Consider the following 25,908-nt stretch of genomic DNA (forward strand, 5'->3'; position numbering starts at 1 on the left):
ATGAAGATAAACAGCAACTACCTAAACCTTGAGGAGAGCTACCTGTTCTCCACAATAGCCAGAAAGATAGAAGAGTACCAGAAGGAGAACAAGGACGCAAAAATCATAAGGCTCGGTATCGGAGATGTCACACTTCCGCTGGCAGAAGAGGTCATAAAGAGCCTTCATAAAGCAGTTGACGACATGGCCGACAAGAGCACCTTCAAGGGCTACGGACCTGAACAGGGCTACGGATTCCTGAGGGATGCGGTAAGGGACTACTACGGTAGCTATGGCGCAAAGCTTGAATCCACCGAGATATTCATAAGCGACGGCGCCAAGAGCGACCTGGCTAATATCCTTGACATATTCCACATTGACAACAGGGTGCTGGTTCCGAATCCAGTGTATCCTGTATACCTTGACACCAACATCATGCTCGGAAGGAACGTCACCTTCATCGATGCCAACATGGAGAACGGATTCCTGCCGTTGCCTGATGAAAGCATCCCTGCGGACATAATCTACCTTTGCTCCCCTAACAATCCTACGGGAGCTGTATATACAAGGGAAGCGCTTCAAAAGTGGGTGAATTATGCCCTCAAGTGCAATGCGGTTATACTATTCGATTCAGCCTACGAATCATACATAGTGGACAAGGACCTTCCGAGGTCCATATATGAGATAGAAGGTGCGAAGTCCTGTGCCATTGAGTTCAATTCACTTTCCAAGACAGCAGGCTTCACCGGAACAAGGCTCGGATACACAATTGTCCCCCACAGCCTTGTCTTCGAGGGAGTGAGCCTCAACAAGCTGTGGTTAAGGAGGCAGACCACCAAGTTCAACGGGGTTCCATATGTCATTCAGAAGGCAGCAGAGGCTGTATTTACGGAGGAGGGACAGAGGGAGATCCGAGCAAATATCGAGTACTACAGGGAAAATGCAAGGATCATTGCCGAGACCCTTGACTCGCTCGGCGTCTGGTACACAGGCGGAAAGAATTCACCATACATCTGGCTCAAAGCCTTTGACGGCATGACCTCATGGGAATTCTTCGACTACCTGCTAAGGGAGGCAAACATCGTAGGAACTCCCGGAGCTGGCTTCGGAGCCAACGGAGAAGGCTTCTTCAGGCTTACAGCCTTCGGCAACAGGGAAAACACAATTGAAGCAATGGAAAGGCTTAAAAGGCTGAGGAACAGAGCATAGCAATCAGGGCACGGGTAACCGTGCCTTTTATTTTTTCCCATTAATTCACAATATATCTTTCCCAAATCGCACATTAAATTTGCAAGTTTTAATATTAATTTAATTTACAAATTAATCGACTCGAGCTATCATATTCTCAAAGGAGTGATCCTAATGAGCAAAAAGATATACAGCCTTCTTCTGTCGGAAGAGGTCATGAACCTTATCGATGCCGAGTGCAGAAGAAGCGGAAAAAGCAGGTCATCCCTCATTGACGGCATACTGTCATCCGCATATCTGAAGGACCATCCGGCAACAAGGCTGCCTGACCTTCTTGAGTCCCTGGCAGGACTTCTGAGCCTCGAGGATGCGCAGGTGTCTGTACAGAGGCTACTCCAGGATGCCATCGAGTTCCGTACCAGCATACCCTACTCATATCAGCCCAAGATCGTCTACAGGGTGAGGTTTGTGACATCGGATTCCGGCACTTCAGCATTCATAAGGATTGCCACGAGGACTACATCAGCTCCACTTCTTACAAAGTTTTCCGGACTTTTCAGGGAGATAGCGGCACACGGAATCGGAAAGGGGCGTCAATACCTGCACATAATCGCGGAATCGGGTATCGGACAGTACGAATTGAGGAAGGATTATCCTAAATCAGCTTCTGCGGACCAGATAGCGAATGACCTGTACAGGACCTTCAGCTGGATCATGGATGCGATGAACAGCTATGTGGGAGAAAGGCGCGATACTGACGATTTCCAGGTTATCCTGGATTACCTGGACAACAGGTACAGGTTTTGAAGGAGTGAATTAAAATGAACAATGAACAATATACACAAAATGCAATGATGGCGCTGCAGGAAGCCGTAAGGTCGGCGGTAGCCAATGGAAATTCAAGGATCGAGCCTGAACATTTCCTATCCGCACTTTTATCCGATAATGACGGGCTCATACCCAACATACTTAAGGGAATGGAAATAGATGTCGTGAAATTCACAAGGTCCGCTGAGGAACTTGTGTCACGCATACCGAAGGTGTCCGGATCAACAGGTGAACCCTCGCTTTCAATGGATGCAAACAAGGTCCTTATGGCAGCTGAAAAGGAAATGGACAAGATGGGCGACCACTATATAAGCGTCGAGCATATCATGCTCGGTCTTATCGACAATTCCGGAAGCAGTCTCAAGAAGCTCTTCGCCAATTTTGGAATATCAAGGGACAGCTTTCTTGCCATGCTGAGGAAGATACGAGGGAACAGGACAGTGGATACCGACAACCCGGAAGGCACCTACGATGCTCTGGCCAAGTACGGAACAGACCTCGTCAGGATGGCGAAGGACAACAAGCTGGATCCTGTAATCGGCCGTGACGAAGAGATACGGCATACCATACGGATACTTTCAAGAAAGACCAAGAACAATCCAGTCATGATCGGTGAGCCTGGTGTCGGAAAGACGGCAGTGGTTGAAGGGCTTGCACAAAGGATAGTAAGAGGCGACGTCCCGGAAAACCTCAAGAACAAGACAGTATGGTCATTGGACATGGGAGCCCTGGTAGCCGGTGCCAAGTACAGAGGTGAATTCGAGGAAAGGCTGAAGGCTGTCCTTGATGAAGTAAAGAAGAGCGAAGGAAGCATAATACTGTTCATCGACGAGCTCCACAACATAGTAGGTGCCGGAAAGGCAGAAGGCAGCATGGATGCCGGCAATATGCTGAAGCCCCTCCTTGCCCGCGGTGAGCTACGATGTATTGGCGCGACCACACTTGACGAATACAGGAAGTACATAGAGAAGGATTCGGCCCTCGAAAGAAGGTTCCAGCCTGTGATGATCGACGAGCCAAGCGTCGAGGAGACCGTGTCGATACTGAGGGGGCTCAAGGAAAGATATGAGATCTACCATGGAGTTACGATCATGGACTCCGCCCTGATCCAGGCTGCAGTCCTCTCACACAGGTATATTACGGAGAGGTTCCTGCCGGACAAGGCAATAGACCTTGTCGATGAAGCCTGCGCCCTTATAAAGACAGAGCTTAACTCTATGCCAACCGAGATCGACGAGATCAAGAGGGACATCATGGTGCTTGAGATCGAAGAGGTCTCCATGCAGAAGGAAACTGACCCACACAGCATAAAGAGGCTTGAATCCCTGAGGCGTGAGATTGCAGAGAAAAAGGACAAGATGGCCGCCCTCACATCCAAATGGGAGGACGAGAAGTCAAAGATCAGGGGACTCAGCTCAATCAAGGAAGAAATTGATGATGTGATGCACAGGATCGCTGAAGCGGAGAGGACCTATGACCTCAACAAGGCTGCTGAGCTGAAGTACGGAAGGCTGCCAGAGCTGGAAAAGCAGCTTGCGGAGAAGAAGGAAAAAATAGGGGATTCAGGGAACGCCCTTCTAAGGGAGAGCGTAACTCCTGAGGAGATCGCAAAGATAGTATCAAGATGGACAGGAATACCTGTATCCAAGATGGTTGAGGGTGAGCGAGAAAAGCTTTTGAGGCTCGATGAGATACTCCACAAGAGGGTCATCGGTCAGGATGAGGCTGTTTCGAAGGTTGCAGATGCCATAATCAGGTCCAGGGCAGGGATCAAGGACCCAGACAGGCCAATAGGTTCCTTCCTGTTTCTGGGGCCTACCGGAGTAGGAAAGACCGAGCTTGCAAAGGCACTTACTGAGGCTCTCTTCGACAGCGAGGATAATCTTATAAGGATCGACATGTCCGAGTACATGGAAAAGCATTCCGTGGCCAGGATGATAGGAGCCCCTCCGGGGTACGTTGGCTACGAGGAGGGAGGACAGCTTACTGAAGCAGTAAGAAGGAAGCCCTACTCGGTCATACTTTTCGATGAAATCGAAAAGGCCCACAGGGATGTGTTCAACATAATGCTGCAGATACTTGATGACGGAAGGATAACCGATTCACAGGGAAGGACAGTGGACTTCAAGAATACCGTCATAATACTGACCTCAAACCTGGGTTCGCAGTATATCATGGAAGGCATAGACAGCAGTGGCAGCATATCAAAGTCAGCATCCGACATGGTATTCAGGGAGCTGAGGTCTACCTTCAGGCCGGAATTCCTCAACAGGCTTGACGACATTGTCCTCTACAAGCCCCTTACAAAGACCGAAATCAGGACTATAGCAGGCCTGATGATAAGGGAACTTCAGGGAAGGCTGTCGGGCAGGGATATCACACTCAGCCTTGACCAGGCTGCAGAGGACCTCATCATCGAGGAGGGCTATGACCCGGTCTATGGCGCAAGACCTCTCAAGCGCTACATACAGTCAAGCCTTGAGACGCTTCTCGGAAGAGCCCTTATATCAGGCGAAGTGACTGATGGTCAGGCTGTGGGCATTACAGCATCTGATGGAAGGCTTATGATAAAAAAGTAAAATTTTGAAGTACAAAGCCCTGAGCTCAATGGTCCCATTGAACTCAGGGCTTCAATTCCTGGTCTTATTTGAATTTCATATGCGAAATCTGTAGGATGCTACTTTGACTCTCCGAGGTACGCTTCCTTAACCTTGTCGTTGACAAGGAGCTCTTTTCCAGGACCTTCAAGCACGAGGCTTCCGGTCTCAAGAACGTATCCATAGTCAGCTATCTCAAGTGCCTTCTTGGCGTTCTGCTCTACGAGGAGAATTGTGTTGCCAAGCCTGTGGATCTCCTGGATTATGGAGAATATCTCCTTGACAAGTATCGGGGCTAGACCCAGAGACGGCTCATCCATCATGAGGATCTTCGGCTTTGTCATCATGGCCCTTCCAACTGCAAGCATCTGCTGCTCGCCTCCTGAGAGCGTTCCGGACTTCTGCCAGGACCTTTCCTTAAGCCTTGGAAAAAGTTCGTACACGTTATCCATGTCCTTCTTTATTCCGTCCTTGTCATTCCTTGTGTAGGCGCCTAGGATCAGGTTCTCCTCTACCGTCAGGTTCGAGAACACCTTTCTGCCTTCTGGAACAAGGACGATACCCTTTTTTACGATGTCCTTGGTCTTTAGTGATGACAGGTCTTCCCCGTCGTAGGTAATCCTGCCCTCTTTCTTCACCAGTCCCATGATGGCCCTCAGAGTGGAGGACTTGCCTGCTCCATTGGAGCCTATGAGTGTGACTATCTTATTCTCTTCGATCTGGAGGTTCACACCCCTTAGGGCATTGATTCCTCCGTAGCTTACACTAAGGTTCTCTATCTTCAGCATTCTAGTCCACCCCCAGGTAAGCTTCTATGACCCTTGGATTGTTCTGTATCTCCTGCGCATTGCCTTCAGCGATCAGGACGCCATGGTCGAGCACGAATATCTTGTCGCATATCCCCATTACAACATCCATGTGGTGTTCTATAAGGAATATGGTAAGGTTGAATTCCTTGCGTATGTCGGATATGAATCCCATGAGCTCGATCGTCTCCTGCGGATTCATGCCTGCTGCAGGCTCATCAAGGAGGAGCAGCTCAGGGTCTGTGGCAAGTGCCCTTGCTATCTCAAGCCGTCTCTGCTTTCCGTATGGAAGCGAGTATGCAAGCTCGTTCCTTTCCTCATAGAGTCCTACCTTCTTCAGCAGGTATTCCGACTTGTCGATAAACGCCTTCTCTTCCTTGACGTAGTTCGGCAGCCTGAGGCTCGCTGAGATCACATCTGACTTTATCCTCAGGTGGTTTCCTATAAAGACGTTCTCAAGGACAGTAAGCTCCTTGAAAAGCCTTATGTTCTGGAAAGTCCTGCATATGCCTGCCTTAGCTATCTGGTCAGGCCTCTTTTCAGCGACCTTCAGCTCCTTTCCTCCCTTGACATAGGTTATGTCGCCTGAGGTTGGCTTGTACACGCCAGTTACCATATTGAATACTGTGGTCTTGCCCGCTCCGTTGGGACCGATAAGACCTACTATTGAGCCGTCATCAATTGTCGCATTGAATTCATTGACGGCTACTACACCGCCAAATTTCATGGTTACATTATTTAGTCTTAACATGCTTCTTCACCGCCAGCATGATATTTTTAGATATCTTGCTGTCCTTCCTGAAAAGTACTACCAACATGAGGATCAGGGAGAATACCACCATCCTCAAGCCTGGAAGTGCCGGCAGAACAGTAAATCCAAGGTTCAGCGGCCCGTCAAGGAATCTCAGGACCTCCATGGCCACTGTTATTACAATGGCAGAGACCACATTCCCCTTTATGCTTCCCATTCCACCAAGAACTACAATAAGAAGTATGTTGAAGGTATAGGTGAACTTGAAGAAGTCAGGCGAGATCGTACCAAGCTGTGAACCCATAAGTCCGCCTCCGACTCCGGCGAAGAACGCTCCTATGACAAAGCTCAGGAGCTTGTGGCTGAATATGTTTATTCCCATTGACCTTGCCGCTATGTCATCCTCCCTGATTGCCTTGAAGGCCTTTCCATAGCTGCTGTTGATGAGCAGTGTCATCACGATTATCGTAATTATGGCTATCCCCCATGTCCACGGAGTTGTCGCCCTGTTAGGGATACCCTTCAGTCCGAGGGCTCCATTGCTCACGCTCTGCATGTTGGTGAGAAGTATCCTTATTATCTCGGAAAATCCCAAAGTCGCTATGGCCAGGTAGTCGTCTGTGAGCTTGAGCACAGGAGCTCCTATGAGAAGCGCTACAATCGCTGTCATGATTCCCGCAATTATCAGTGCAGGAAGGAATCCAAGCTCAACCTCTGCCAACCATGGGACTATAGGCTTCATGTAGAAGTTCATCTGCTTTGTTGTCGGACTCATGGTAAGCAGTCCTACCGTATAGGCTCCTACTGCCATGAATCCCGCATGTCCCAGTGAAAACAGTCCTGTAAAACCGTTTATGAGGTTCATGGACAATGCCAGGATCACGTAGATTCCGCAAAGGTTTATTATCCTCAGCTGATAGCTGTCGAGTGTGAGGTTGGCGGCGATTAGCAATGCTATGGCGACAACGAGCATGACAACATATTTTGTTAATTTGCCTCTTTTCATGTCATCACACCTTCTCTGCCATTTTTTCACCCATGAGACCCGTAGGTTTCACGAGGAGGATGAGTATGAGTAGAATGAATGCGAATGCATCCCTGTACCCTGTAAGAGCTGGCAGGAAAGCTACGATAAGTATCTCTCCAAGTCCCAGGATGAAGCCCCCGACAACCGCACCCTTGATGTTCCCTATGCCTCCGATGACTGCGGCGATAAAGCACTTTATCCCGGGTATTATACCCATGAGCGGAACCAGCTGCGGGTACTTTATGCCCCACATGATTCCACCTACCGCACCGAGGAATGAGCCCACGAAAAAGGTAACGGATATTATCGAGTTGATATCAATTCCCATGAGGCTTGCCGCCTCATATTCCTTTGAAAGAGCCCTCATGGCCATTCCGGTCTTGGTCTTGTTTATCCACCAGGTAAGTGCGAAAAGAAGCACCAAAGTAACCACCGGTATGACAAAGGTGACAGTTGAAATCGAAACTCCGCCGATGACCAGAACGCCCTTGAAGACATCAGGTACAGGGAAGGCCTTAGGCCTCCCCCCGAATACCAGTATCGCAACATTTTCTATAAGAAACGAAGCTCCGATGGCTGATATGAGTATCGTTATCCTGGGCTGTCCCCTGAGGGGCTTGTAGGCCAGCTTTTCAAGGACGAATCCAAGAAAGCCTGTTGTCACGGAAGCTAATATGAAAATCAGCCACCATGGCAGCGGCAGATAGGTCATGCCATAGAATGTGAGATACGCTCCCAGCATGAAAATGTCGCCGTGCGCAAAGTTAACCAGCCTTAGGATCCCATACACCATCGTATAGCCTATTGCTATCAGGGCATAAAGGCTCCCTAGGGATATGCCGTTTGCCAGGTGCTGGAACAATCCCTGAATACTCATCTTTCAACCTCCAATTTAGTCCTATGGTTCTATTGTCGTGAAATACTCGAATTTACCATCAACAACCTTGTTGATGACTGCTGATTTGACTGCGTCGCCGTTTGCATCAAGGGTGATGTTTCCAGTTGAGCCTACAAAATCCTTAGTAGCTGCTATGGCATCCCTTATCTTGACTGAGTCAGTTGAGTTAGCTCTTGTTATAGCATCGATAATGAGCATATATGCATCATATCCGAGAGCTGCGAATGCATTTGCATCCTCGTTGTACTTTGCCTTGAAGTCTGCGAGGAAAGTCTTGGACACTTCGGTTACAGGTGCTGCAGCTGTGAAGTGTGAGCTGTAGGCTGCATCTTCAACTGCTGCTCCGCCGATCTGGAGAAAATCAGGAGCTTCCCATGTGTCTCCTCCAAGTATTGGAGTAGTGATTCCGAGTTCTCTCGCCTGCTTTATGAGAAGTGCTGATTCGCCGTAGTTACCAGGTGCGAATATGACATCAGGATTCTTTTCCTTGATGTTTGTAAGCTGTGCTGTGAAATCCTGGTCTCCTGTGTTATAGGAAGCGGTGCCTACTATGCTGTTGGCGTCTCCTGTCTTCTCCTTGAACGCCTTTACGAAGTAGGTCGAAAGCCCAACTGAATAATCCTGCTGCACGTCCTGTATTATCGCTGCAGTCTTTGCTCCAAGCTCCTGTATCGCATAGTTCGCCATTACAGTTCCCTGGAAGGGATCTATGAAGCATACTCTGAAGTAGTAGTCATTATTAAGTGTAACAAGAGGATTTGTGGGTGAGCATCCAACCGCAGGTACCTTTGCAGTCTTTACGATATCTCCTGCAGCCATTGAAAGGGAGCTTCCGTAGCTTCCGATTATCGCTACGACCTTCTCGCTCTCTATGAGCCTTGATACTCCGTTTGCAGCCTCTACCTTGTCAGATTTGTTGTCAACTACAACAAGCTCGACCTTCATTCCAAGGACCTCGCTTACCTTTTCGTTCGCAAGCTTTATTCCCTCAAGTGTCATCTCTCCGCCTGCAGCGTTTGCGCCTGTCAAAGGTTCAAATACGCCGATCTTGATCACTCCGGCAGTTGTAGGGGTGTTCGGTGTAGTCGGGGTAGTTGGTGCCTTCTCTCCACAGCCTGATGCCACTGCCATTGCCATTGCTGCCGTCATTACCGCAGCGATAAGCTTCTTTTTCATGTTTTTCCCTCCCATGTCGATTGTGTATTTGTTAATAAAGAGTGACTAAACTATTGAATATTTGTTATTTAAGTCTAATGCTGCCGCAACCCAAAGTCAAATGTATATTCACGGTGAACAAATCCGGGCTATCGATTTGGTATTCCCGCAAATTAAATAATATCAAATCATTAATATTATTTTATAACATTGACTTTTTCATAAATTTGCTCTGATATTTATCAGATTTTTGCATATAAATCCAAATATCTCAGATGAATTGCCATTCCGCTTCAGGTTGACAGAAGGACTTGTTTTGTGTTCTTTATAAAAACATCAGAATTTTCCGACATTTCACGGCGGCCAGGACCATAAAGATCCTGCATTATATCAGTCGAGTGTATGCACGAAGAGTCCGCTCCTCAGCTTCGGTTCGAACCATGTGGATTTCGGAGGCATCACCTCTCCGGCATCAGCTATATCGATCAGGTCCATAATGGTTGTCGGGAACATCGAGAACGCAACCTTCATGTCAAGGCCTACTCGCCTTTCAAGCTCGTCAAGTCCCCTTATCCCTCCTACGAAGTCAATCCTCTTGTCGGTCCTGGGATCCTCTATGCCAAGTATAGGGTGCAGAAGGTTGTTCTGCATGATCGCCACATCAAGCCTCTTCTGTGGATCCGACTCATCATATGTCCCTGCCTTCGCTTCAAGCTCATACCAGCTTCCGCCAAGGAACATTCCGAAAGTATGCTTCCTCATTGGCCTCAGCTGTCCCTCGCCCTCAAATTTCGTCACTTCGAAATTCTCTGACACTCTGGCTATGAACTCTTCCTCAGACATTCCGTTAAGGTCCTTCACAACCCTGTTGTAGTCCATTATCCTAAGCTCATTGCTCGGGAAAAGTACTGAGAGGAAATAGTTGAACTCCTCTTCCCCTGTATAATCCGGCTTTGCACTTCTCCTCATTACACCAACCCTTACTGCTGAAGCTGCCCTGTGGTGACCGTCAGCGATATACAGGGATTCGACTGATGAAAACTCATCGGCCAGTTTTCCTATTGTCTCGTCATCCCTTATGGTCCAGACAGTATGGGTTATACCATCGTCGGACACGAAGTCATAGCAGGGCTTGTTTTCCGCCTTGTATGCCTCGATGATTCCGGTTATTGATTCCTTCGAGACATAGGTCTGGAAGATAGGTCCTGTGTGGGCGTTTGTAGTGTCAACGTGCCTTATCCTGTCCTCTTCCTTGTCTGCTCTCGTGAATTCATGCTTCTTGATGACATTGTTCAGATAGTCGTCAATGGACGTGCATGCAACAAGTCCTGTCTGGGCATAGCCATCCATTATTAACCTGTATATGTAGAGCGCATTCCTGTCTTCCCTGATGAATACACCTTTGTCTGCGAATCCGTACAGGTTCTCCCTGGCCTTCTCGTACACAGCCCTGTCATAAAGGCCTGTTCCCACCGGAAGGTCTATCTCCGCCTTGTCCACGTGCAAAAAGGAGTATGGATTGCCTTTGACGGCTTCCCTTGCCTCCTCGGAATTCATTACGTCGTAAGGAAGTGCCGCAACCTTGTCAGCAAGGTCTTCTCTGGGCCTAAGCGCCCGAAATGGTCTGATTATTGCCATATCTCTTCAGTAACCTCCGTAAATTCATCTATTAGACTTTGCGCACGCTCCAATTATGGAACGTGCGCTTTCATGGTCATTTTGCAAAGAAATCTGTTACTATAGCCACAATCTCAGCGCCTATCTTCTCCTGCGCCTCCTTTGTAGCTCCGCCAATATGAGGAGTGAGGGATATCCTGTCATGAGTATAGACCCTCTCATTCTTTGTCGGCTCCTCGCTGAATACATCAAGGGCTGCAGCTGATACCTTCCCTGAATCCAGGGCATTACAAAGAGCATCCTCGTCTATGAGTCCACCCCTTGAGGTATTGACGAGATAAACCCCATCCTTCATGAGAGCAATCTCCTCAGCTCCAATGATATGTTTCTTATCGGATGGCTTAGGCATGTGGATCGATATGAAGTCGGAGGTCCTTAGAAGCTCCTCCAGATCCATATACGTGTATGGCTCATTTTCCGGTTTTGGTCCGGTCCTGTTGGTATAGACCACTTCCATTCCAAGTGCCCGGGCCCTTATCGCCACTTCCTTGGCTATCCTTCCCATTCCTATGAGCCCCAGGGTCTTACCTGAAAGCTCAATTCCCTCGTACTTCTTCTTGTTCCACTGGCCAAGTCTCATCGTATGGTTTGAGATGTGCATGAATCTTGCCACGTTAAGCATATGTGCGATCGTAAGCTCCGCAACAGATACGCTTGAGGCTTTCGGGGTATTCCTCACCGCAATGCCGTGTTCTTCAGCATAGGCGACATCTATGTTATCGACGCCTACACCGCCCCTTATCACGAGTTTCAGCCTGCCTGCCGTCAGGGCTTCGTCTATGAGGTTCTGCCTTACCTTTGTTGCAGACCTCACTACCAAAGCATCGAACTCCTTGATCCTTTCCTTCAGCTCCTCTGGTTCATAAAACTTTGAAACTACCTCTATGCCAAGACTTTCAAGTTTTGAGACAGCGCTTTGTTCAAGGCCGTCTGCAGCCAGTATCCTTATCATCATACCCTCCGGAAATATTCGATTTTTATGAATTCCTTGCTTCGAACTCCCTCATGAATTCAACGAGCTTTACTACACCTTCGGTCGGCATCGCATTGTATATCGACGCCCTCATTCCTCCCACTGCCCTGTGTCCCTTAAGGTTCTCGAATCCTGCCGCTTTCGATTCCTTTACGAACTTGTCATCCAGAGCTTCATCACCGGTCTTGAAGGTTACATTCATCATTGACCTGTCTCTCTCAAGGACCGTGCTCTTGAACATCTTGCTCTCATCGAGGAAGTCATACAGCACCTTTGCCTTAGCCCTGTTGATCTTCTCCATTTCTGAAAGGCCGCCTAACTTCTCTATCCACTCAAGTACCAGCTTCAGTATATATATCCCGTAGGTTGGAGGAGTGTTGTACATTGAGTCATTGTCGATCATCACCTTGTAGTCCAGCATAACAGGGGTCTTTGGCTGGGTCTTTCCGGCCAGGTCCTCTCTGATTATAACTACTGTAAGTCCAGCTGGTCCCATGTTCTTCTGGGCGCCTGCATATATCAGTCCGTACTTCGTCACATCAACAGGCTCCGAAAGGATGCATGATGACATGTCTGCCACTATCGGTACGTTCCCGGTCTCAGGAATGTACTTCCAGGTCGTTCCATATATGGTGTTATTCGTGCAGAGGTGCACATAATCTGCTTCAGGGTCCAGCGTCAGCTCATCCTGCTGAGGGATATGGGCAAAATTGTCTGCCTTCGAAGTTCCGGCAAGGTTTATCGTTCCGAACTTCTGAGCCTCCTTGTAGGCATTGTTCGAGAAGTTACCACTGACAACATAGTCAGCCTTTCCGCTGCCTGTCAGAAGGTTCAGTGGGACCATGGCGAACTGGAGAGTCGCTCCTCCCTGCAGGAAAAGGACCTTGTAGTTGTCAGGGATTCCCATTATCTTTCTGAATTTCGCTTCGGTTTCCTTGATTATACCGTCATATACCTTGCTCCTGTGGCTCATTTCCATTACGGACATACCTGAACCGTTGTAATCGAGCATTTCTGATGCAGCTTTCTCGAGGACCTCTACTGGCAGCATTGAAGGGCCGGCTGAAAAATTGTAGATTCTAGTCATTTTGCATCTCCTTTTCTGATAATCAATTCTGACAATTATTTAACTATTCAATGTCGTATTACTATTATTGCATGCAAATACACGAAAGTAAAACCACTTTTTCAAATAATCGTACGTTTTACAGATAAATCTGACAACATCATACTGTAACCTCGAGATTGACACTCATCTCATCGATACTGAGCGGAGATCCATCCTCAAGATATACCTTATCCACATACATTGAGGTCATGAGGCTGAGCAGTCCGCCATACTTGAGTCCGAACCTCAGCACATCACCTACATTATACTCCCTGACCGCCCTCGATACATCCAGGATCATGTGGTCTGAGCTTGCTCCTATGATCTCCACATCCGCTTCAAGGGGATATATTGCAGCCGGGTCCACATCCTGCTTCCCGATCGCAACAATGGCTCTTTTTATTATTCCTCTGTCGCGGTATACAGGCTTGTTCCCGAATGCATCCATCCCGATCCTGCCATGCGGTACAGATGGCTTCTCCTTCACCTCGATTACCTGTGCCTTAAGTATGAAATTATCATCATGAAGCCCGTCAAGATGTTTTCCAAATGCTGTCTCCTTGCCGAGAAGGATCACCTCGCCCAGCCTGAGGTTGTTTATCCCTTCAGGGAAGCCTTCATTCTCATAGAGCAGATATACACTTGAGGAGCTTCCTCCTGAAACTATCTCAATCTTCAGGCCATGTTCCTTCTTCATGGCTTCTGTAATTTCAACAAGCCTTTTCAGGGTGTCACTTTCCGGAATCACACCCCCGAAGCAGGTAAGGTTGACACCGAAGCCCGCTATCTGAATACCGTCTATCCTTACCGCTTCCCTGCAGAATTCAGGAACCTTGTGGTACCTGATGCCTTCCCTGTAATCCCCAAGGTCCACCATTATGATTACCTTATGGATCCGCCTTCTTCTTATCGCAGAAGCGCCTAGAAGCCTTAGGGTCTCGATCTCTGAATTCAGGCTGTAGTCGGAATACAGGACAACATCGTCAATCTCGCTCTTTTGGGGAAGCCTGAGCAGCACCTTCCTTGCCGGAAGGTCCTTGAGTTTCTTAAGGTTCTGTATCCTTGAGTCAGCTATGAACTGAGCTCCTCCCCTAAGCATGGCCTGGACGATTTCCCTTTTCGCTCCGAAACCCTTCGTAACCGCCATTACGCTGATACCCTTCTCACCGAGGTCACGGACCATGGTATTAGTGTTTCTTTCAATCTTCTTGAGATCCACCTCAACCTGCGGATACATGTCCTCACCCCCTTATGCCCGGATCAGATTCCCAGGCTCCACCTGAGCAGCTCAAGGGCTCCTTCCCTGTGGCTGCCCGCCATTACACCGACAGATGACATGATATACATGATATCCAAATGTACCTGACACTCATTTTTCGGAAGAAGCTCTCCCCCCCTCCCAAACCTTTGGATCCTCTCCAATATGTCCTTTCCTCCAGGCAGCCTTGTTAGCGCACCACCAGTCCCGATTATATGCCTCACTGCTGTGAGGTCCTTTCCCTCAGCGACATCCTGCCTTCCTCCCGCTTCTCCATACAGGTGTCTCCTAACTCCGGCATGCCTCCTTACTGAGACCTCTACAGCCTTATCAGCAAGCCTTGCCGCCATCCTCAATTCATTTCCATCTGATGGAATCGGCCTGAGATGGCTTACCAAATCACCTGCACCTTCCCCGAATTCCCTCTCAAGCTCATCCGTACCTATCAGTTCGGCAAGGTTCCACCTGTTGACATATACCCCCAGGTCACCCTCCACAGTCCTCTTTGCCAGCGGTTCAGGTGCAATCAGTATCCTCGATATCTCCTCGGAACCTTCAGCGACTGAGTGCACATCAGTTGTGGCCCCGCCTACGTCTATCACCATAAGGTCTCCCAGGTATTCATGAAGCAGTTTTGCAGCCTCCATTACAGCTCCCGGAGTAGGCATTATCCTTCCATTTATCAGTTTGCGAACCTTGTGCATTCCCGGTGCTTCCACAATATGTTCTTCAAACACCTTCTGGATAACCCTTCTTGCAGGCTCCACATTCAGTTCATCTACCCTGGGGTACACATTGTCAACAAGATATACCTTTCCTCCATAATCCTTGAGGATGCTTTTTATCTCCCCCTGGTTCTCAATGTTGCCGGCATATACAACCGGTGCTTTAAGTCCGGATTCGCTTATCATCATGGCATTATGGAGAGCTGTTTCCCTTTCTCCGTAATCGAGTCCTCCCGCAATCATGATGATGTTCGGGGAAATGGCCCTCACCTTTTCAATATCGCTTTTTCTTAGCTTTCCTGAGGTCACAAGGCTTACGTTGGCTCCTGCTCCAAGTGCAGCCTCCCTTGCGGCCTTTACGGTCATATCACGGACAAGCCCATGAACAGTCATCCTGAGTCCGCCTGCCGCACTTGAGGAGGCAAGGAATTCCCTGCCCGTTATTTCATTGCAGCCAAGCCTTCTGCAGAGGTCATCTGCCGCACACTTAAGTCCGACAGTCACATCTCCATCTGCGACAGTCGTGGTTCCCTGACCCTGCCCTAAAAAACACCATATGCCGTCAATCTTGCTGAACGCATTGACCTTGGTGGTCGTGCTCCCTATTTCAGCAACCAGTACATCGCATTCCATGGAAAGAGCCACCTCCGATCACAGTCTTTCTCGTCGCTTCCTTATCAGGAAATCAGCTACCTGAATGCCCTTGGTTCCTCTGCCAAAGCCAGCATCAATTCCAGTCAGATTTGCTTCCTTAACTGAAATCTGTGTTCCACCGCCAATGATGATCAGCCTGTCCCTGACTCCCTTTTCGATTGCGGTTTCATTTAGCTTCCTGAGATTCCTGTAGTGTACTCCGTCATGGCTGATTATCACACTGGCAAGGATCGCGTCTGCATTCGCTTCCACAGCCGCATCTATCATCTTTTCAACCGGCACCGAGGTTCCAAGGTAAATGCACTCGAACCCATATTTCTCAATTCCACCATGCTTGATGTCGATTATCTCCCGAAGCCCTACGGAATGCTCGTCCTCACCCAGCGTGCCTGCGATTATCCTCATTGGTCTTTCAGATATTTCCTTCCTTATTTCCTCGTCTGAAAGCAGCTCAGGCTTTTTCATAATCTCAAGGTTTGCAGCATCAACATCAAATGCGATCCTTCCCTTTATTTCAACAAGGGTGCCTTCCGCAGGCTGCATTACAAGTGTATGCACCACCTCAACCTCCTGAAGACCCTGCCTTCTTCCGATCAATAGAGCTGCAGCCTTTGCAGTATCCTCATCGAATGGAAGCATCATTGTCTGAAGCACCACACCGTCTCCTGCCCACTCAGCCTCTGGCCGGATGTATTCCCTTGAAAAGTACTTTCTCGACTCCCCGAGCCTTATGTCCACATTGTCCTCCGGATCAAGCTCGTCAATGTATGCTATCTTCTCATGATTCTCGAATGTGGAACCTCCGATGAGATCGGAAGGCTTACTCGTCCCTGCAGGAAGACCATTGTTTCCGAAATGAGCTGTGACAGGAGCCATATAGTCAGGATCCCTTTTGTACACTGTTCCTGCTGCGACTCCCCCGTCAATCCTCCTTGCTATTCCATCTCCGTTCCTTTCAGGATAATATCCTGAATCAACGAAGAACCCATTTTCAACCGCCTTGAAGTATCCCCCTGCCTCTATGATCTCCTCCATGAAGAGCACAGCCCTTTCCTTGATCTCCTTGACCTTTTCCCTAAGGTCACCTGAATCATTCAGGCTGATCATGTCCATGAGACCGTCAAGCCCCGCGAAAACCTGCTTTGCGGTGCTCACAGCTGCAATATTGTTGTAGGACCATGGGACGTTCCTGCCTTCATCCGGGGTGATCGTCGACTGTATGTCAGTGCCAGTCAGCTCTGAAATCAGAAGGTTCAGGACATGTGTCACCGTAGCCTCCCTCGTGTCTGACTCCATATATTTCGTATTCTGTTGCGCCCTCATCCTGAAGCCGCTGAAAAGCTCCCTTAACGCCACGGCATACGGCAGGTCAAGCCGCATGCACGGTGCAGGCGGTGCAGTAGGCGGAACCGTTGAAAGGCATATGTTCTCCATGCTTATCCCTGCCTTGAGCGAATACACGGAGTTTATCGCATGCTGGACCAGAAGCTCCGGAAGCACCTTCCAGGCCTCCCTGGCTGTGGCATTTGCATTATGCGCCCCGTCTATCTGAGCCATGCCTGCATGTGCCATGATGCATTTGGCCTCTCCTGCATCTACGAAGGACCTTACCATGTTGATGTTCCTGTAAAGCACATTGTATTGCGGATCCTGGTGTGCGCCATTCACCCCTTCTTCGGCAAACATTACAGCGATCTCAGGGCCCGCTACCCCTGACACATACGAATGGTAGTTTATCTCCCGTCCGACTTCCTCCTCAATAATATCCAGAGCCTTCCTTTGTGCCCTCACCTGCTTCCTGGTTATGGGTATCCCGCCTATCCCCTGGGGGGTTCCTTCAATGAGTCCGTCATAATGGCTCTGACCGGCTGTCCTTATCACCATTATATGGTCTGCCCCATGCCATGCAGCCATCCTCATCCTTCGAATATCATCCTCAAACCTTCCTGAAGCTATTTCAGTTGTTATCACAGGCCCGCACTGAGGGTCAATCCCTCCAAAGTACCTGGATGAAGGGAGTGGTACGCTGTTTGAAAGCGGCTTCGTCATTTCCCTGTACTCAAAGGGACCCATCCTTATGCCTTCCGCCTTCTCCCTCCAGTGCCAGCCATTCCGCTTCGGCCTGTATGAGGCAAGGTCCTTCAGTATCTCATCTATATCCAGCTTTTCATCAGTCCTGAGATCCATTGCCCGAGCCTCCCCTGAATGCTTCAACCGCAAGATCCATATGCAATCCTTCCGCTATCTTTCTCCCGGCGTCCAGATAGTTCTCACTAATCTTCTCTGCAACCTTCAGCACCACGTTCCCTGCTCCTTTTCCCAGGAGACCCGCATCTATTATCCTCTCAACTATCCCCTTAGCCTCAATGCTCGAAAATCCCATCCTAAGAAGAACAGACCTTTCGATTGATGGTGTGGTGCTGTTTTTTGCAAGTTCAACCAAAGGGTCTGTAATCCTATCAGCAAGTGTAAAGAACCTTTCCTTAAGCTCATCGTCACTGAGATTCCTGAGATGCTCTCTCCTCTTTTCAAAATCATCCTCTCTCTTCAACGCCATATCCACACCTCCAGTCAGGGATGAATTATCCCGAATCCATCAAGTATCCCAATAACCTCATTTCGGCCAAGCCTCGTCTCTTCCATAAGGAACCGGATATCTTCATGACCCGCCGTCCTGATATCCCTCATGCTGAGAAGATTTCCTGCAAGGGATTTTCTAAGCTTCATAATGTCCATCTCAACAGGACGAATAAGCCCTGGTGATGAAGGAAGCACGATGGACCTTCCAGGAACCTCTGTTCTCGGGTCCCCGACGGAAATTTCAATGCCATTCCGTCTTGCGAATGAAAGCTGAGAAAGATGGTGCTTACCCGCACCTGTGTATTCCGTCTCCTGTACAACTATGATCTCATCCTTATCCATCTCCAATGACAATGCGAAAGCTGCAGCAAGTGAGGTGTTGCCTGCAGGCCCTCTTTCAAGTCCCTCAAGCTGTGCAAGAGCTTCTGTCATGTAGAATACTTCACCCTGCCTTACAGTAACATACCTGTCCATGTATCTCAGCGGTCTCGCAGCACTTCTCGGCACATCGGACCTGTCAGGATATGTAGCGAAGGGCACTCCGAACCCCGTGTGTCCCGTAGTGAATGATTTCCTGTTGAAGTCAGTGTCTGAAGCCATATGCAGACCCGTGAGGTCGACGCTGGCACCTATGACCTTGGTTTCAGCTGCTCCTGCCTTGATGAGGCCCCTTGCCGTACCTGTGAGGTTACCGCCACCTGCATGGGTTACGACCACCGCTTCAGGATATCTTCCAAAACGCCTTCTGGTCTCTTCCGCAATCTCATACCCGAGAGTCTCTATCCCGGCTATCCCAAAGGATGAATATAGTGATGCGTTGAAATAACCCGTCTCCTCAAGGGTCAGGAGGAACGTGTGGAAGAGCTCAGGTCCTACGGACAGCTGGATCACCTCCGCACCTAAAGCCTCACACTTTCTCTGCTTCTCAAGTATCTCAGGCTGGCCAATCCCCCTTGAATCAAAGCACTCCTGAAGCACTATGCATTTAAGGTTCTTCATTGCAGCCTGCGAAGCTGCCGCTGCACCATAGTTCCCTGATGTCGCTGCAACCACTCCACTGTATCCTAGTTTTTTTGCATGATGCACAGAGATCGCGGCTCTCCTGTCCTTGAAGCTTCCGGATGGATTGGATGCTTCATCCTTGATGAATATCCTTGCTCCCTTCCGTCCCCCTGCAATAAGCCTTGCGACACTTGTCAGGTTCTTGAGCTCGAGAAGAGGTGTCTTGCCGACTCCTGCATCACTCTGGATCCTGATGCAGTCTTCAAGAGAATATCCTGTAGAAGACATAAGGGCCTCATAATCGAATGAAAGCGGCGATATCTCAAAGCTTGAATAATCCATGCCGATTGCCCTTTTCATTATCTCATTCCTTCTGTCCATCACAGCCCTGTAGCTGTCATCCTTCACCATGGCTCTCCTCCCCCAAGAGAATCCTCAGGTCTCTTCCTATATAAAGAAGCTCTGGGATGTATTCTTCACCGAATCCATGGTCGTAGGCTGGATTGACCTGCACAAGTGTCCCGGATACCGACCTTCCGGTAAGAGTCAGGATACTTGCAGCTTCTCCTGTTTCAGAGCCCTCAACGAGAAACCCCTTTGTCCAAGATTCAAGCGGGACCCTCGCAGTATCCTCAGGCAGGTTTTCGGCCCTTTCCTCCGGACTGAGGACTATCCTATGTATCCTTACCCAGGTCCCTTTTTGCACCTTCACGGATATACCCTCCTTTGTTTACGTGATTCCTGAAATCATCCATTATGCAGTGAGGGATGCTCATGTCCATCATCGAATGGAGACCGGGGGGTGAGGACAGGACCTGCGGAATTATGTTGACCGCAGATGCGATAGTACCTATTCCTCCCGGGGTCTCAGGCCTGATCACTACATGAAGGTCAGGGTCCCCAAATATGTCAATGAAATCTCCGGTTTCAATCCCCTCAAGCTCCGGCATCACCTGCTGAGGATGCTCCAGGATGATTACGGGAACGCCGTTCCTGAAAGCCACTGCCGAGTGGCTGCAGCCTGCTGTCATTCCCGGCAATATATCGACGAGGTCGGTCCTTCTCTCGACAGTTGACATTATCGGCTCCCTGGTCTCTATGATCTCATCATATTCGAGTCCGATCGCATCAGCAATCATAGGTATTGACTGCAGGAACCCTACATGTCCGTGTATCCTGCCACCCCTCACACCTTCAAGGAATTCTTCCTCAGAGAGCCCAACGCCCTGCTCCTCCATGACCGTCCTTCCATATGGCGACAGGTCATTGACCCTTCTTGCCTTTATCTGCCTTACGCTCCTTGTCCCGTAGGTCAGTGCTGCAATTAGGGAATCCAGGACAAATCCAGGATTGACACCTGTCCCGAGAACTGTAATGCCCTTTTCTTTTGCAAGGCTGTCTATTTCCATTGACAGTTCAGGTTCTGTCCGGTAAGGATATGCCATCTCTTCGGCAATGGTTATGACATCTGCGCCGTATCTTGCACAAATCCCTATTTCATCCATTACACCCCTTACATAGGAGCTTATTGAAAGGATGACCACATCAGGTCTCGTTTCAGCAAGTACCTTCTCAGCATCATTTTCCACCTTGATTCCAACAGGATTATCATATCCAAGAAGATCACCGATATCCTTCCCGACTCCTGTTCTCCTGCCGATTGCCCCGACTACTTCAATTCCTTTCTTTTTAAGGAGCATTTCCAGGATACCCCTGCCCATGTTCCCAACACCCCATCCAACCACCTTGATCATTGTAAACATCACCTCAATTGAATTAAGTATTCTATTTATATAATTAATCTATTATCTTTATGCAATGTAAACCTTTTATTCATCTGATTTAAGCATATCAAATGCGATGATGTTTTGTAACCCCCTGTGGTGATTGTACAAGCATCTCTCAAACTTTATTTTCCGCAATTGTTTACCAATTGGTAGGATTTGGTTCAGACAAAACCCCGATTCTTGCGCTACAGTATGATAAAGGGTTATGGAGGTATAAAATGAACTGGATCTATGAGGCGATTGGATATGTATCGGACCTTGACACCCACATAGCGGATCTCATCTTGAATATCGGTCCTTATGCCTATCTGGTCCTTTTTGTGATGATATTCATGGAGACCGGCGGGGTAGTTACCGCATTCCTTCCCGGGGATTCCCTTCTTGTCGCGGCGGGTGCATTCGCTGCAAGAGGTGACCTGTATCTTCCGATCCTTATCATCGGATTCATTGCTGCAGCAATTCTTGGTGATATGCTAAACTTCCAGATCGGGAGATTCTTCGGCGGAAGGTATGATGCAGCGACTTTCCACAGGTTCATCAGGCACGAAGACTGGGAGCGGGCAAAAAGCTTCTATAAGCACAAGGGAAGGCGCTCATTCCTGATATCAAGGTTCGTACCGGTAGCAAGAGGACTAAATCCTTTCGTTGCCGGCTTCACCCGTGTCGAATACAGGGACATTGCTCCATTCAATATATCAGGCAATATCATCTGGGCCACATTCTACTCGCTTATCGGGTCCTGTTTGGAAATTTGGAAGCGGTTCAGGACAAGTTTCATGTTCTCATACTTATAATATTGGGGATTTCGATGGTACCAGCCACTGTCTTCATGGTTCGCAGAAGGATGGAGGGTCTGTGGAAAACCAGGGAATAGAAAGGGATGCATTTCTGCATCCCAAAATATCTAGCAGGTTATTTCAATCATGTTGCCTTCCGGATCAAGGAACACTGACTCATAATACCCGTCTCCTGTAGTCCTAGGACCATCAATATGGGTAAGTCCTGAGGCAGCCAATCTCGCCGTCATATTGTCAACAGCCTCTTTGCTTCCCGCATCGAAGGCAATATGTGCATAGCCTGTGGCACCGGCTGCAGGAACACCTGTAATGTCGACCCTCCTCATGAGCTCTATGCTCGTTTCTCCATCAAGCCTTAGAAAATATGATTCAAAGCCCTTCCTTTCATTTACATACTTTTCATTTGCCATGCCATGGAAATATGTGCAGTAGAAATCCCTCATTACCTCAAGGTCTCTCGTCCAAATAGCGACATGCGATATCTTCATTTTACCGCCTCCCTCTTTTACCTTTCCCTTCATTTTACACCTTAATGCCATATAAGAAATCTTAAAGGTTGCTTGTGATATAATTGAACAAAAACAACACGAGGTGAAATATGAACCCTGTCGCATTTGATATTTTCGGAATTGAAATCGCCTGGTATGGCGTAATGATAACCATCGGTGTCCTGGCTGCACTTGCAGCTACCTGGTTCAACACAAAAAGAGGTCTGAAGGAAGCTGATTTTGACCACATAACAGACGCTTTCCTTTACGCATTCCCCATCGCACTGATCGGTGCAAGGCTTTACTACGTAATTTTCGAGTGGAACCAGTACAAGGGAGACCTTCTTAAGATACTTGATGTAAGAGGAGGCGGACTTGCAATCCACGGAGGTCTTATAGGAGCTGCAATAGGAGTCCTCATCTACAAGGCAGTCCATAAGAAGACGTTGAGCTACATACTCAAGATGGCTGATGCTGCTGTTGTGACAATACCACTTGCCCAAGCTATCGGAAGATGGGGCAACTTCTTCAATCAGGAAGCTCACGGCGGTCCTGTAACCAAAGAGTTCATTTCCATGTTCCCTGAATTCATCCAGAAGGGAATGCTGATCGGCGGTACATATTACCATCCCACATTCCTGTATGAGAGCATATGGAACCTTCTTGTCTTCGGAGTACTAATGTTCCTTTACGGAAAGAAGAAGCAAGGCGCTGACGGAAGCCTCATATACTGGTACATGATCCTGTACTCCATCGGCAGATTCGCCGTAGAAGGACTAAGGACTGACAGCCTGATGTTCCTCGGACTGAGGCAGGCCCAGATAATCTCGCTGCTGGCAATTGCATTCGGAATAGTCATGCTAGTACTAACAAAAAAGAAGAAGGCATAAAATCTAAAATTTCATGAAATATGTGCGGGCCTGAGAATCTGAAGTCAGCTGACTGAAAAATTTTCAATACAGCCCGCACATTTTATTGACATCCCAGTCCCATTATTATACAATAGCTTTTGTACCCGCCCTCATAGTTCAATGGATAGAATAAGTCCCTCCTAAGGATTAGATGTGGGTTCGATTCCCGCTGAGGGTACCATGAACAAAACCCCTTGATTTTCAAGGGGTTTTGTTGCGTTCCAAATAATATTTCTGAATTTGTCTACTCTTCAGGCTCGAAATCACTTTTCGGCGCCTGACAAAGAGGACAGACCCAGTCATCAGGAAGGTTCTCGAAGGAAGTCCCCGGCTTTATGCCGTTATCAGGATCGCCAACCTTCGGGTCATAGATATAGCCGCAAACCATGCAAACATAGCCTTTCATAAAGGTCACCTCTTATCTGAATTTGTATGACATCATTATATTCCTATGGAAATTCATATACAATGGATAATCATTCTTGCACAGTCTTTTCACATTCGATTAACAATTGGTCTTCCTGTTAATCGGTATCATTGATAATACAAAAACAATTGTTGACACATACTGCTATGATACATATAATTCAAGTATCGTCCCCATGGGCGATCGAGCATTTCAGGCAAACATTGTCCAGTTGAAACCAAATGGCAGGGAGTGAAAAATATGATATTAAGATACGTAACCGGTCCGATCATAGGCGGAGTCCTTGGATTCCTTTACTACAAAATTGTAGGATGCAGAACCGGAAGCTGTCCGATAACATCAAGTCCAGTAAGATCAATAATCTACGGAGCATTGATGGGATTGATTCTGGCATAACATAAGATAAACAGAGGTGATAATTTGCGAAACAACAAATATCTTTATCTTGCCACTGTCGCGTTTTTTGCACTTGGCATAATCAACATTCATTTTTCAATTCTTGGAACCATATGTATGGTTCTTCCTTTTGCCCTCGCATATAGGGATAAAAAGAAAACCTGGTGTACCGGCTACTGTCCGAGAGCAAGTCTTTTCACCACGCTGGGAAAATTCAAGAAAAAAAGCACACGAAAAATCCCCAAGTTCATACTTAATGGAGACCTCAAGAAGATAATCCTGGTATACTTCAGTATCAGCTTGTTTTTTGTGACAATGTCTACAATAAGGGTCGCTGCTGGCAAGATGATGCCCATACTCTATCCGAGGTTCATGATCATTATACCTATCCCAATTGACTTCCCCCAGCTTCTAACCATCGAGGGTATGGCTCCATGGCTTACACATCTGGCCTACAGGATGTATTCCATGATGATGACCACTACCACATTCGGGCTTGTTCTCGGCGCACTTTACAGGCCAAGGACCTGGTGCACCGTATGTCCGGTATCAACCATATCAGACATGATCATTGTTGATGGAAAAAAGCCTAGCGCTTCCCTTAAGAAGAGCGCCTGATTTCATCTGAAGTTTTCGTCATATTTACCGAAGAATTTCATCAATTATTTCAGATGCAGTTAATATTTGGGTTATAATATGTAGGTATGGCTTGAAGCCTAATATTATAGCGAGGTACACATAATGCAGTCTTATATCATTGAAATCATGGAAAAATTTGGATACATCGGTACACTCCTACTGATATTGCTCGAAAATGTATTTCCCCCCATCCCTTCCGAGGTCATACTGACCTTCGGTGGATTCATGACCACAAGCACAAGCATGACGGTAATCGGGACAATAATCGCCGCTACGATCGGAAGCCTTCTTGGAGCGGTAATACTCTACTACATCGGTCATATACTGAACAGGGAAAGGCTTGATGTCATAGTGACAAAATATGGCCATATCCTCAGGCTCAAGCTATCAGACCTCGACAAGGCTGACGCATGGTTTGACAAGTACGGATACAGGACAATCTTCTTCTGCAGGATGGTACCGATATTGAGGAGCCTGATTTCAATCCCTGCCGGGATGGCTGAGATGAAGTTCAATCTCTTCATACTCTACACCACACTCGGAACCCTGATCTGGAATACCGCACTTGTAACTGCTGGTGCAATGCTCGGTGAAAACTGGGAAAAGGTGCTCGAGTTCATGGACGTATACAGCCACATCGCATATGGCGCCATATTCATCGCCATAGCAGGATTCATCGGATTCAAGGTATATAGTTCAAAGAAAGCAGCATAGAAAAATCCCGGGTCAGCCCGGGATTATTTCATTTCTCATCATGTGCGTATGCAATATCACTTACCGGCTTATCTGAAGCCTTACCAATCTCAACCATCTGGTCCAAAGTATAACCTATCATCATGAAAAGTGATTTCAGCCATTCATGGTCGAGTATCTCTCCGACTACCACATAAGACACTTTGCCCATTGTGACATTTTCCTTTTTTGTGAACAACCCCTTGGTTTGAATCTCTCATGACTAAAGTCACGAGATTCTTGGGAACAGAGCATACTTACCGGCTTATTTCTTTGCCGCCAGAGGTTTCTCTTGTTTACCAAGCTAACCCCGCAATTCCTGCGGTTCCTGTTTGTTTCTGTATTGCTAAGACTCTGGTGTAAGAGTTCTTATCCTGAGTCCTTCAGCCAGTATATTTTTTGCTGCATTGACGTCGCGGTCATGCTGGGAATGGCAAACTGGACAGGTCCACTCCCTTACATGGAGTGGCTTCTTCCCGTCCTTGTGGCCTCACTCTGAGCATATCTGACTTGACGGAAACCATC

26 protein-coding genes, 1 tRNA gene and 1 pseudogene are annotated in these 25,908 nt (G+C 47.9%); 9 read left to right on the forward strand and 19 right to left on the reverse strand.

Features of this window, described 5'->3' with window-relative positions:
• From T472_RS16570 to clpB, 3 genes are all read left to right on the forward strand, one after another.
• On the forward strand, positions 1-1,188 hold the full coding sequence (locus tag T472_RS16570) for an LL-diaminopimelate aminotransferase (RefSeq protein ID WP_023385440.1): 1,188 nt from the start codon (positions 1-3) through the stop codon (positions 1,186-1,188).
• Positions 1,189-1,341: 153 nt separating this feature from the next.
• Positions 1,342-1,974: a hypothetical protein gene (locus T472_RS16575; protein ID WP_023385443.1), complete on the forward strand. Its 633-nt coding sequence runs from the start codon at positions 1,342-1,344 to the stop codon at positions 1,972-1,974.
• Positions 1,975-1,988: 14 nt separating this feature from the next.
• Positions 1,989-4,574 carry an ATP-dependent chaperone ClpB gene (gene clpB, locus T472_RS16580; protein WP_023863727.1) on the forward strand — a complete coding sequence of 862 codons (2,586 nt, stop codon included), beginning with the start codon at positions 1,989-1,991 and terminating at the stop codon, positions 4,572-4,574.
• Positions 4,575-4,672: 98 nt separating this feature from the next.
• Here the strand turns inward: clpB and T472_RS16585 are convergent, their stop codons facing one another.
• The 15 genes from T472_RS16585 to ord all read right to left on the reverse strand — a co-directional run bounded on the left by T472_RS16585 (position 4,673) and on the right by ord (position 20,960).
• A complete protein-coding gene (locus tag T472_RS16585; protein WP_023384481.1) occupies positions 4,673-5,380 on the reverse strand; it encodes an ABC transporter ATP-binding protein in 708 nt (235 codons plus the stop codon).
• Between the two features lies 1 nt (position 5,381).
• Complete coding sequence (locus tag T472_RS16590) at positions 5,382-6,149, reverse strand: ABC transporter ATP-binding protein (RefSeq protein WP_023384484.1); 768 nt, start codon at positions 6,147-6,149, stop codon at positions 5,382-5,384.
• Positions 6,133-7,155 (reverse strand): branched-chain amino acid ABC transporter permease, encoded by a 1,023-nt coding sequence (locus tag T472_RS16595; RefSeq protein WP_023384486.1) that lies wholly within the window; start codon positions 7,153-7,155, stop codon positions 6,133-6,135. Before T472_RS16595 ends, T472_RS16590 begins: the two co-directional genes overlap by 17 nt.
• A gap of 4 nt (positions 7,156-7,159) precedes the next feature.
• Positions 7,160-8,053 (reverse strand): branched-chain amino acid ABC transporter permease, encoded by an 894-nt coding sequence (locus tag T472_RS16600; protein ID WP_023384489.1) that lies wholly within the window; start codon positions 8,051-8,053, stop codon positions 7,160-7,162.
• Between the two features lie 21 nt (positions 8,054-8,074).
• Positions 8,075-9,250, reverse strand: coding sequence for an ABC transporter substrate-binding protein (locus T472_RS16605; RefSeq protein WP_023384492.1), 1,176 nt, complete (start codon positions 9,248-9,250; stop codon positions 8,075-8,077).
• 369 nt (positions 9,251-9,619) lie between these two features.
• Entirely contained in the window at positions 9,620-10,867 is a 1,248-nt protein-coding gene (locus T472_RS16610; RefSeq protein ID WP_023384494.1) for a DUF1015 domain-containing protein, read from the reverse strand.
• Positions 10,868-10,943: 76 nt separating this feature from the next.
• Entirely contained in the window at positions 10,944-11,858 is a 915-nt protein-coding gene (locus tag T472_RS16615) for a D-2-hydroxyacid dehydrogenase (RefSeq protein ID WP_023384497.1), read from the reverse strand.
• Between the two features lie 25 nt (positions 11,859-11,883).
• Positions 11,884-12,966, reverse strand: coding sequence for a 3-phosphoserine/phosphohydroxythreonine transaminase (serC, locus tag T472_RS16620; protein WP_023384499.1), 1,083 nt, complete (start codon positions 12,964-12,966; stop codon positions 11,884-11,886).
• A 139-nt stretch (positions 12,967-13,105) separates the two neighbouring features.
• A complete protein-coding gene (locus tag T472_RS16625) occupies positions 13,106-14,224 on the reverse strand; it encodes an alanine/ornithine racemase family PLP-dependent enzyme (protein ID WP_023384504.1) in 1,119 nt (372 codons plus the stop codon).
• 23 nt (positions 14,225-14,247) lie between these two features.
• The gene (locus T472_RS16630) at positions 14,248-15,603 is read right to left on the reverse strand and encodes a GlmL-related ornithine degradation protein (protein ID WP_023384508.1); all 1,356 of its coding nucleotides are present in this window, start codon (positions 15,601-15,603) and stop codon (positions 14,248-14,250) included.
• A gap of 18 nt (positions 15,604-15,621) precedes the next feature.
• The gene (gene oraE, locus T472_RS16635; RefSeq protein WP_023384509.1) at positions 15,622-17,811 is read right to left on the reverse strand and encodes a D-ornithine 4,5-aminomutase subunit OraE; all 2,190 of its coding nucleotides are present in this window, start codon (positions 17,809-17,811) and stop codon (positions 15,622-15,624) included.
• A complete protein-coding gene (locus tag T472_RS16640) occupies positions 17,795-18,181 on the reverse strand; it encodes an ornithine aminomutase subunit alpha (protein ID WP_023384511.1) in 387 nt (128 codons plus the stop codon). The genes oraE and T472_RS16640 overlap by 17 nt, the downstream gene beginning before the upstream one ends.
• A 14-nt stretch (positions 18,182-18,195) precedes the next feature.
• A complete protein-coding gene (gene ortB / locus T472_RS16645; protein ID WP_023384514.1) occupies positions 18,196-19,617 on the reverse strand; it encodes a 2-amino-4-oxopentanoate thiolase subunit OrtB in 1,422 nt (473 codons plus the stop codon).
• Positions 19,604-19,918: a 2-amino-4-oxopentanoate thiolase subunit OrtA gene (ortA, locus tag T472_RS16650; protein WP_023384515.1), complete on the reverse strand. Its 315-nt coding sequence runs from the start codon at positions 19,916-19,918 to the stop codon at positions 19,604-19,606. The genes ortB and ortA overlap by 14 nt, the downstream gene beginning before the upstream one ends.
• Positions 19,881-20,960 (reverse strand): 2,4-diaminopentanoate dehydrogenase, encoded by a 1,080-nt coding sequence (ord, locus tag T472_RS16655; protein WP_023384518.1) that lies wholly within the window; start codon positions 20,958-20,960, stop codon positions 19,881-19,883. The genes ortA and ord overlap by 38 nt, the downstream gene beginning before the upstream one ends.
• Positions 20,961-21,211: 251 nt before the next feature.
• Between ord and T472_RS16660 the strand changes: the two genes are divergently transcribed.
• Positions 21,212-21,787, forward strand: a complete 576-nt coding sequence (locus T472_RS16660) for a VTT domain-containing protein (RefSeq protein ID WP_052011844.1) — start codon at positions 21,212-21,214, stop codon at positions 21,785-21,787.
• A gap of 110 nt (positions 21,788-21,897) precedes the next feature.
• Here T472_RS16660 and T472_RS16665 read toward each other — a convergent pair whose 3' ends face one another.
• On the reverse strand, positions 21,898-22,278 hold the full coding sequence (locus T472_RS16665; protein WP_023384520.1) for a VOC family protein: 381 nt from the start codon (positions 22,276-22,278) through the stop codon (positions 21,898-21,900).
• Positions 22,279-22,388: 110 nt separating this feature from the next.
• Here T472_RS16665 and lgt point away from each other — a divergent pair, with 110 nt between their 5' ends.
• Both lgt and T472_RS16675 read left to right on the forward strand, forming a co-directional pair.
• The gene (lgt, locus tag T472_RS16670) at positions 22,389-23,168 is read left to right on the forward strand and encodes a prolipoprotein diacylglyceryl transferase (RefSeq protein WP_023384522.1); all 780 of its coding nucleotides are present in this window, start codon (positions 22,389-22,391) and stop codon (positions 23,166-23,168) included.
• A 127-nt stretch (positions 23,169-23,295) separates the two neighbouring features.
• Positions 23,296-23,370: transfer RNA gene (locus T472_RS16675), tRNA-Arg, on the forward strand.
• 63 nt (positions 23,371-23,433) lie between these two features.
• Here the strand turns inward: T472_RS16675 and rd are convergent.
• Positions 23,434-23,595 (reverse strand): rubredoxin, encoded by a 162-nt coding sequence (gene rd, locus T472_RS19430; protein WP_023384527.1) that lies wholly within the window; start codon positions 23,593-23,595, stop codon positions 23,434-23,436.
• Positions 23,596-23,856: 261 nt separating this feature from the next.
• On the opposite strand from rd, the gene T472_RS19635 reads away from it, so the two are divergent.
• The 3 genes from T472_RS19635 (at position 23,857) to T472_RS16685 (ending at position 25,365) form a co-directional block, all read left to right on the forward strand.
• Positions 23,857-24,012, forward strand: coding sequence for a DUF6132 family protein (locus T472_RS19635; RefSeq protein ID WP_023384529.1), 156 nt, complete (start codon positions 23,857-23,859; stop codon positions 24,010-24,012).
• Positions 24,013-24,036: 24 nt separating this feature from the next.
• Entirely contained in the window at positions 24,037-24,630 is a 594-nt protein-coding gene (locus tag T472_RS16680; protein ID WP_023384531.1) for a 4Fe-4S binding protein, read from the forward strand.
• A 147-nt stretch (positions 24,631-24,777) separates the two neighbouring features.
• Positions 24,778-25,365 carry a DedA family protein gene (locus T472_RS16685; RefSeq protein ID WP_341372057.1) on the forward strand — a complete coding sequence of 196 codons (588 nt, stop codon included), beginning with the start codon at positions 24,778-24,780 and terminating at the stop codon, positions 25,363-25,365.
• 28 nt (positions 25,366-25,393) lie between these two features.
• On the opposite strand, the gene T472_RS19830 is transcribed toward T472_RS16685, so the two are convergent.
• Both T472_RS19830 and T472_RS19435 read right to left on the reverse strand, forming a co-directional pair.
• Positions 25,394-25,555, reverse strand: coding sequence for a hypothetical protein (locus T472_RS19830; RefSeq protein WP_023863728.1), 162 nt, complete (start codon positions 25,553-25,555; stop codon positions 25,394-25,396).
• A 174-nt stretch (positions 25,556-25,729) separates the two neighbouring features.
• Positions 25,730-25,846, reverse strand: a pseudogene (locus tag T472_RS19435) (zinc ribbon domain-containing protein); the annotation flags it as partial.
• Between the last annotated feature and the right edge of the window lie 62 nt (positions 25,847-25,908).

The sequence above is a fragment of the Youngiibacter fragilis 232.1 genome (assembly GCF_000495435.3).
In the GTDB taxonomy this organism is placed as follows: Bacteria; Bacillota; Clostridia; order Clostridiales; family Clostridiaceae; genus Youngiibacter; species Youngiibacter fragilis.

Coding starts and splice junctions, on each gene's coding strand:
- T472_RS16570 (WP_023385440.1), top strand. CDS start 1: ATGAAGATAAACAGCAACTACCTAAACCTTGAGGAGAGCTACCTGTTC.
- T472_RS16575 (WP_023385443.1), top strand. CDS start 1,342: ATGAGCAAAAAGATATACAGCCTTCTTCTGTCGGAAGAGGTCATGAAC.
- clpB (WP_023863727.1), top strand. CDS start 1,989: ATGAACAATGAACAATATACACAAAATGCAATGATGGCGCTGCAGGAA.
- T472_RS16585 (WP_023384481.1), bottom strand. CDS start 5,380: ATGCTGAAGATAGAGAACCTTAGTGTAAGCTACGGAGGAATCAATGCC.
- T472_RS16590 (WP_023384484.1), bottom strand. CDS start 6,149: ATGTTAAGACTAAATAATGTAACCATGAAATTTGGCGGTGTAGTAGCC.
- T472_RS16595 (WP_023384486.1), bottom strand. CDS start 7,155: ATGAAAAGAGGCAAATTAACAAAATATGTTGTCATGCTCGTTGTCGCC.
- T472_RS16600 (WP_023384489.1), bottom strand. CDS start 8,053: ATGAGTATTCAGGGATTGTTCCAGCACCTGGCAAACGGCATATCCCTA.
- T472_RS16605 (WP_023384492.1), bottom strand. CDS start 9,250: ATGAAAAAGAAGCTTATCGCTGCGGTAATGACGGCAGCAATGGCAATG.
- T472_RS16610 (WP_023384494.1), bottom strand. CDS start 10,867: ATGGCAATAATCAGACCATTTCGGGCGCTTAGGCCCAGAGAAGACCTT.
- T472_RS16615 (WP_023384497.1), bottom strand. CDS start 11,858: ATGATAAGGATACTGGCTGCAGACGGCCTTGAACAAAGCGCTGTCTCA.
- serC (WP_023384499.1), bottom strand. CDS start 12,966: ATGACTAGAATCTACAATTTTTCAGCCGGCCCTTCAATGCTGCCAGTA.
- T472_RS16625 (WP_023384504.1), bottom strand. CDS start 14,224: ATGTATCCGCAGGTTGAGGTGGATCTCAAGAAGATTGAAAGAAACACT.
- T472_RS16630 (WP_023384508.1), bottom strand. CDS start 15,603: ATGGAATGCGATGTACTGGTTGCTGAAATAGGGAGCACGACCACCAAG.
- oraE (WP_023384509.1), bottom strand. CDS start 17,811: ATGGATCTCAGGACTGATGAAAAGCTGGATATAGATGAGATACTGAAG.
- T472_RS16640 (WP_023384511.1), bottom strand. CDS start 18,181: ATGGCGTTGAAGAGAGAGGATGATTTTGAAAAGAGGAGAGAGCATCTC.
- ortB (WP_023384514.1), bottom strand. CDS start 19,617: ATGGTGAAGGATGACAGCTACAGGGCTGTGATGGACAGAAGGAATGAG.
- ord (WP_023384518.1), bottom strand. CDS start 20,960: ATGATCAAGGTGGTTGGATGGGGTGTTGGGAACATGGGCAGGGGTATC.
- T472_RS16660 (WP_052011844.1), top strand. CDS start 21,212: ATGAACTGGATCTATGAGGCGATTGGATATGTATCGGACCTTGACACC.
- T472_RS16665 (WP_023384520.1), bottom strand. CDS start 22,278: ATGAAGATATCGCATGTCGCTATTTGGACGAGAGACCTTGAGGTAATG.
- lgt (WP_023384522.1), top strand. CDS start 22,389: ATGAACCCTGTCGCATTTGATATTTTCGGAATTGAAATCGCCTGGTAT.
- rd (WP_023384527.1), bottom strand. CDS start 23,595: ATGAAAGGCTATGTTTGCATGGTTTGCGGCTATATCTATGACCCGAAG.
- T472_RS19635 (WP_023384529.1), top strand. CDS start 23,857: ATGATATTAAGATACGTAACCGGTCCGATCATAGGCGGAGTCCTTGGA.
- T472_RS16685 (WP_341372057.1), top strand. CDS start 24,778: ATGGAAAAATTTGGATACATCGGTACACTCCTACTGATATTGCTCGAA.
- T472_RS19830 (WP_023863728.1), bottom strand. CDS start 25,555: ATGGGCAAAGTGTCTTATGTGGTAGTCGGAGAGATACTCGACCATGAA.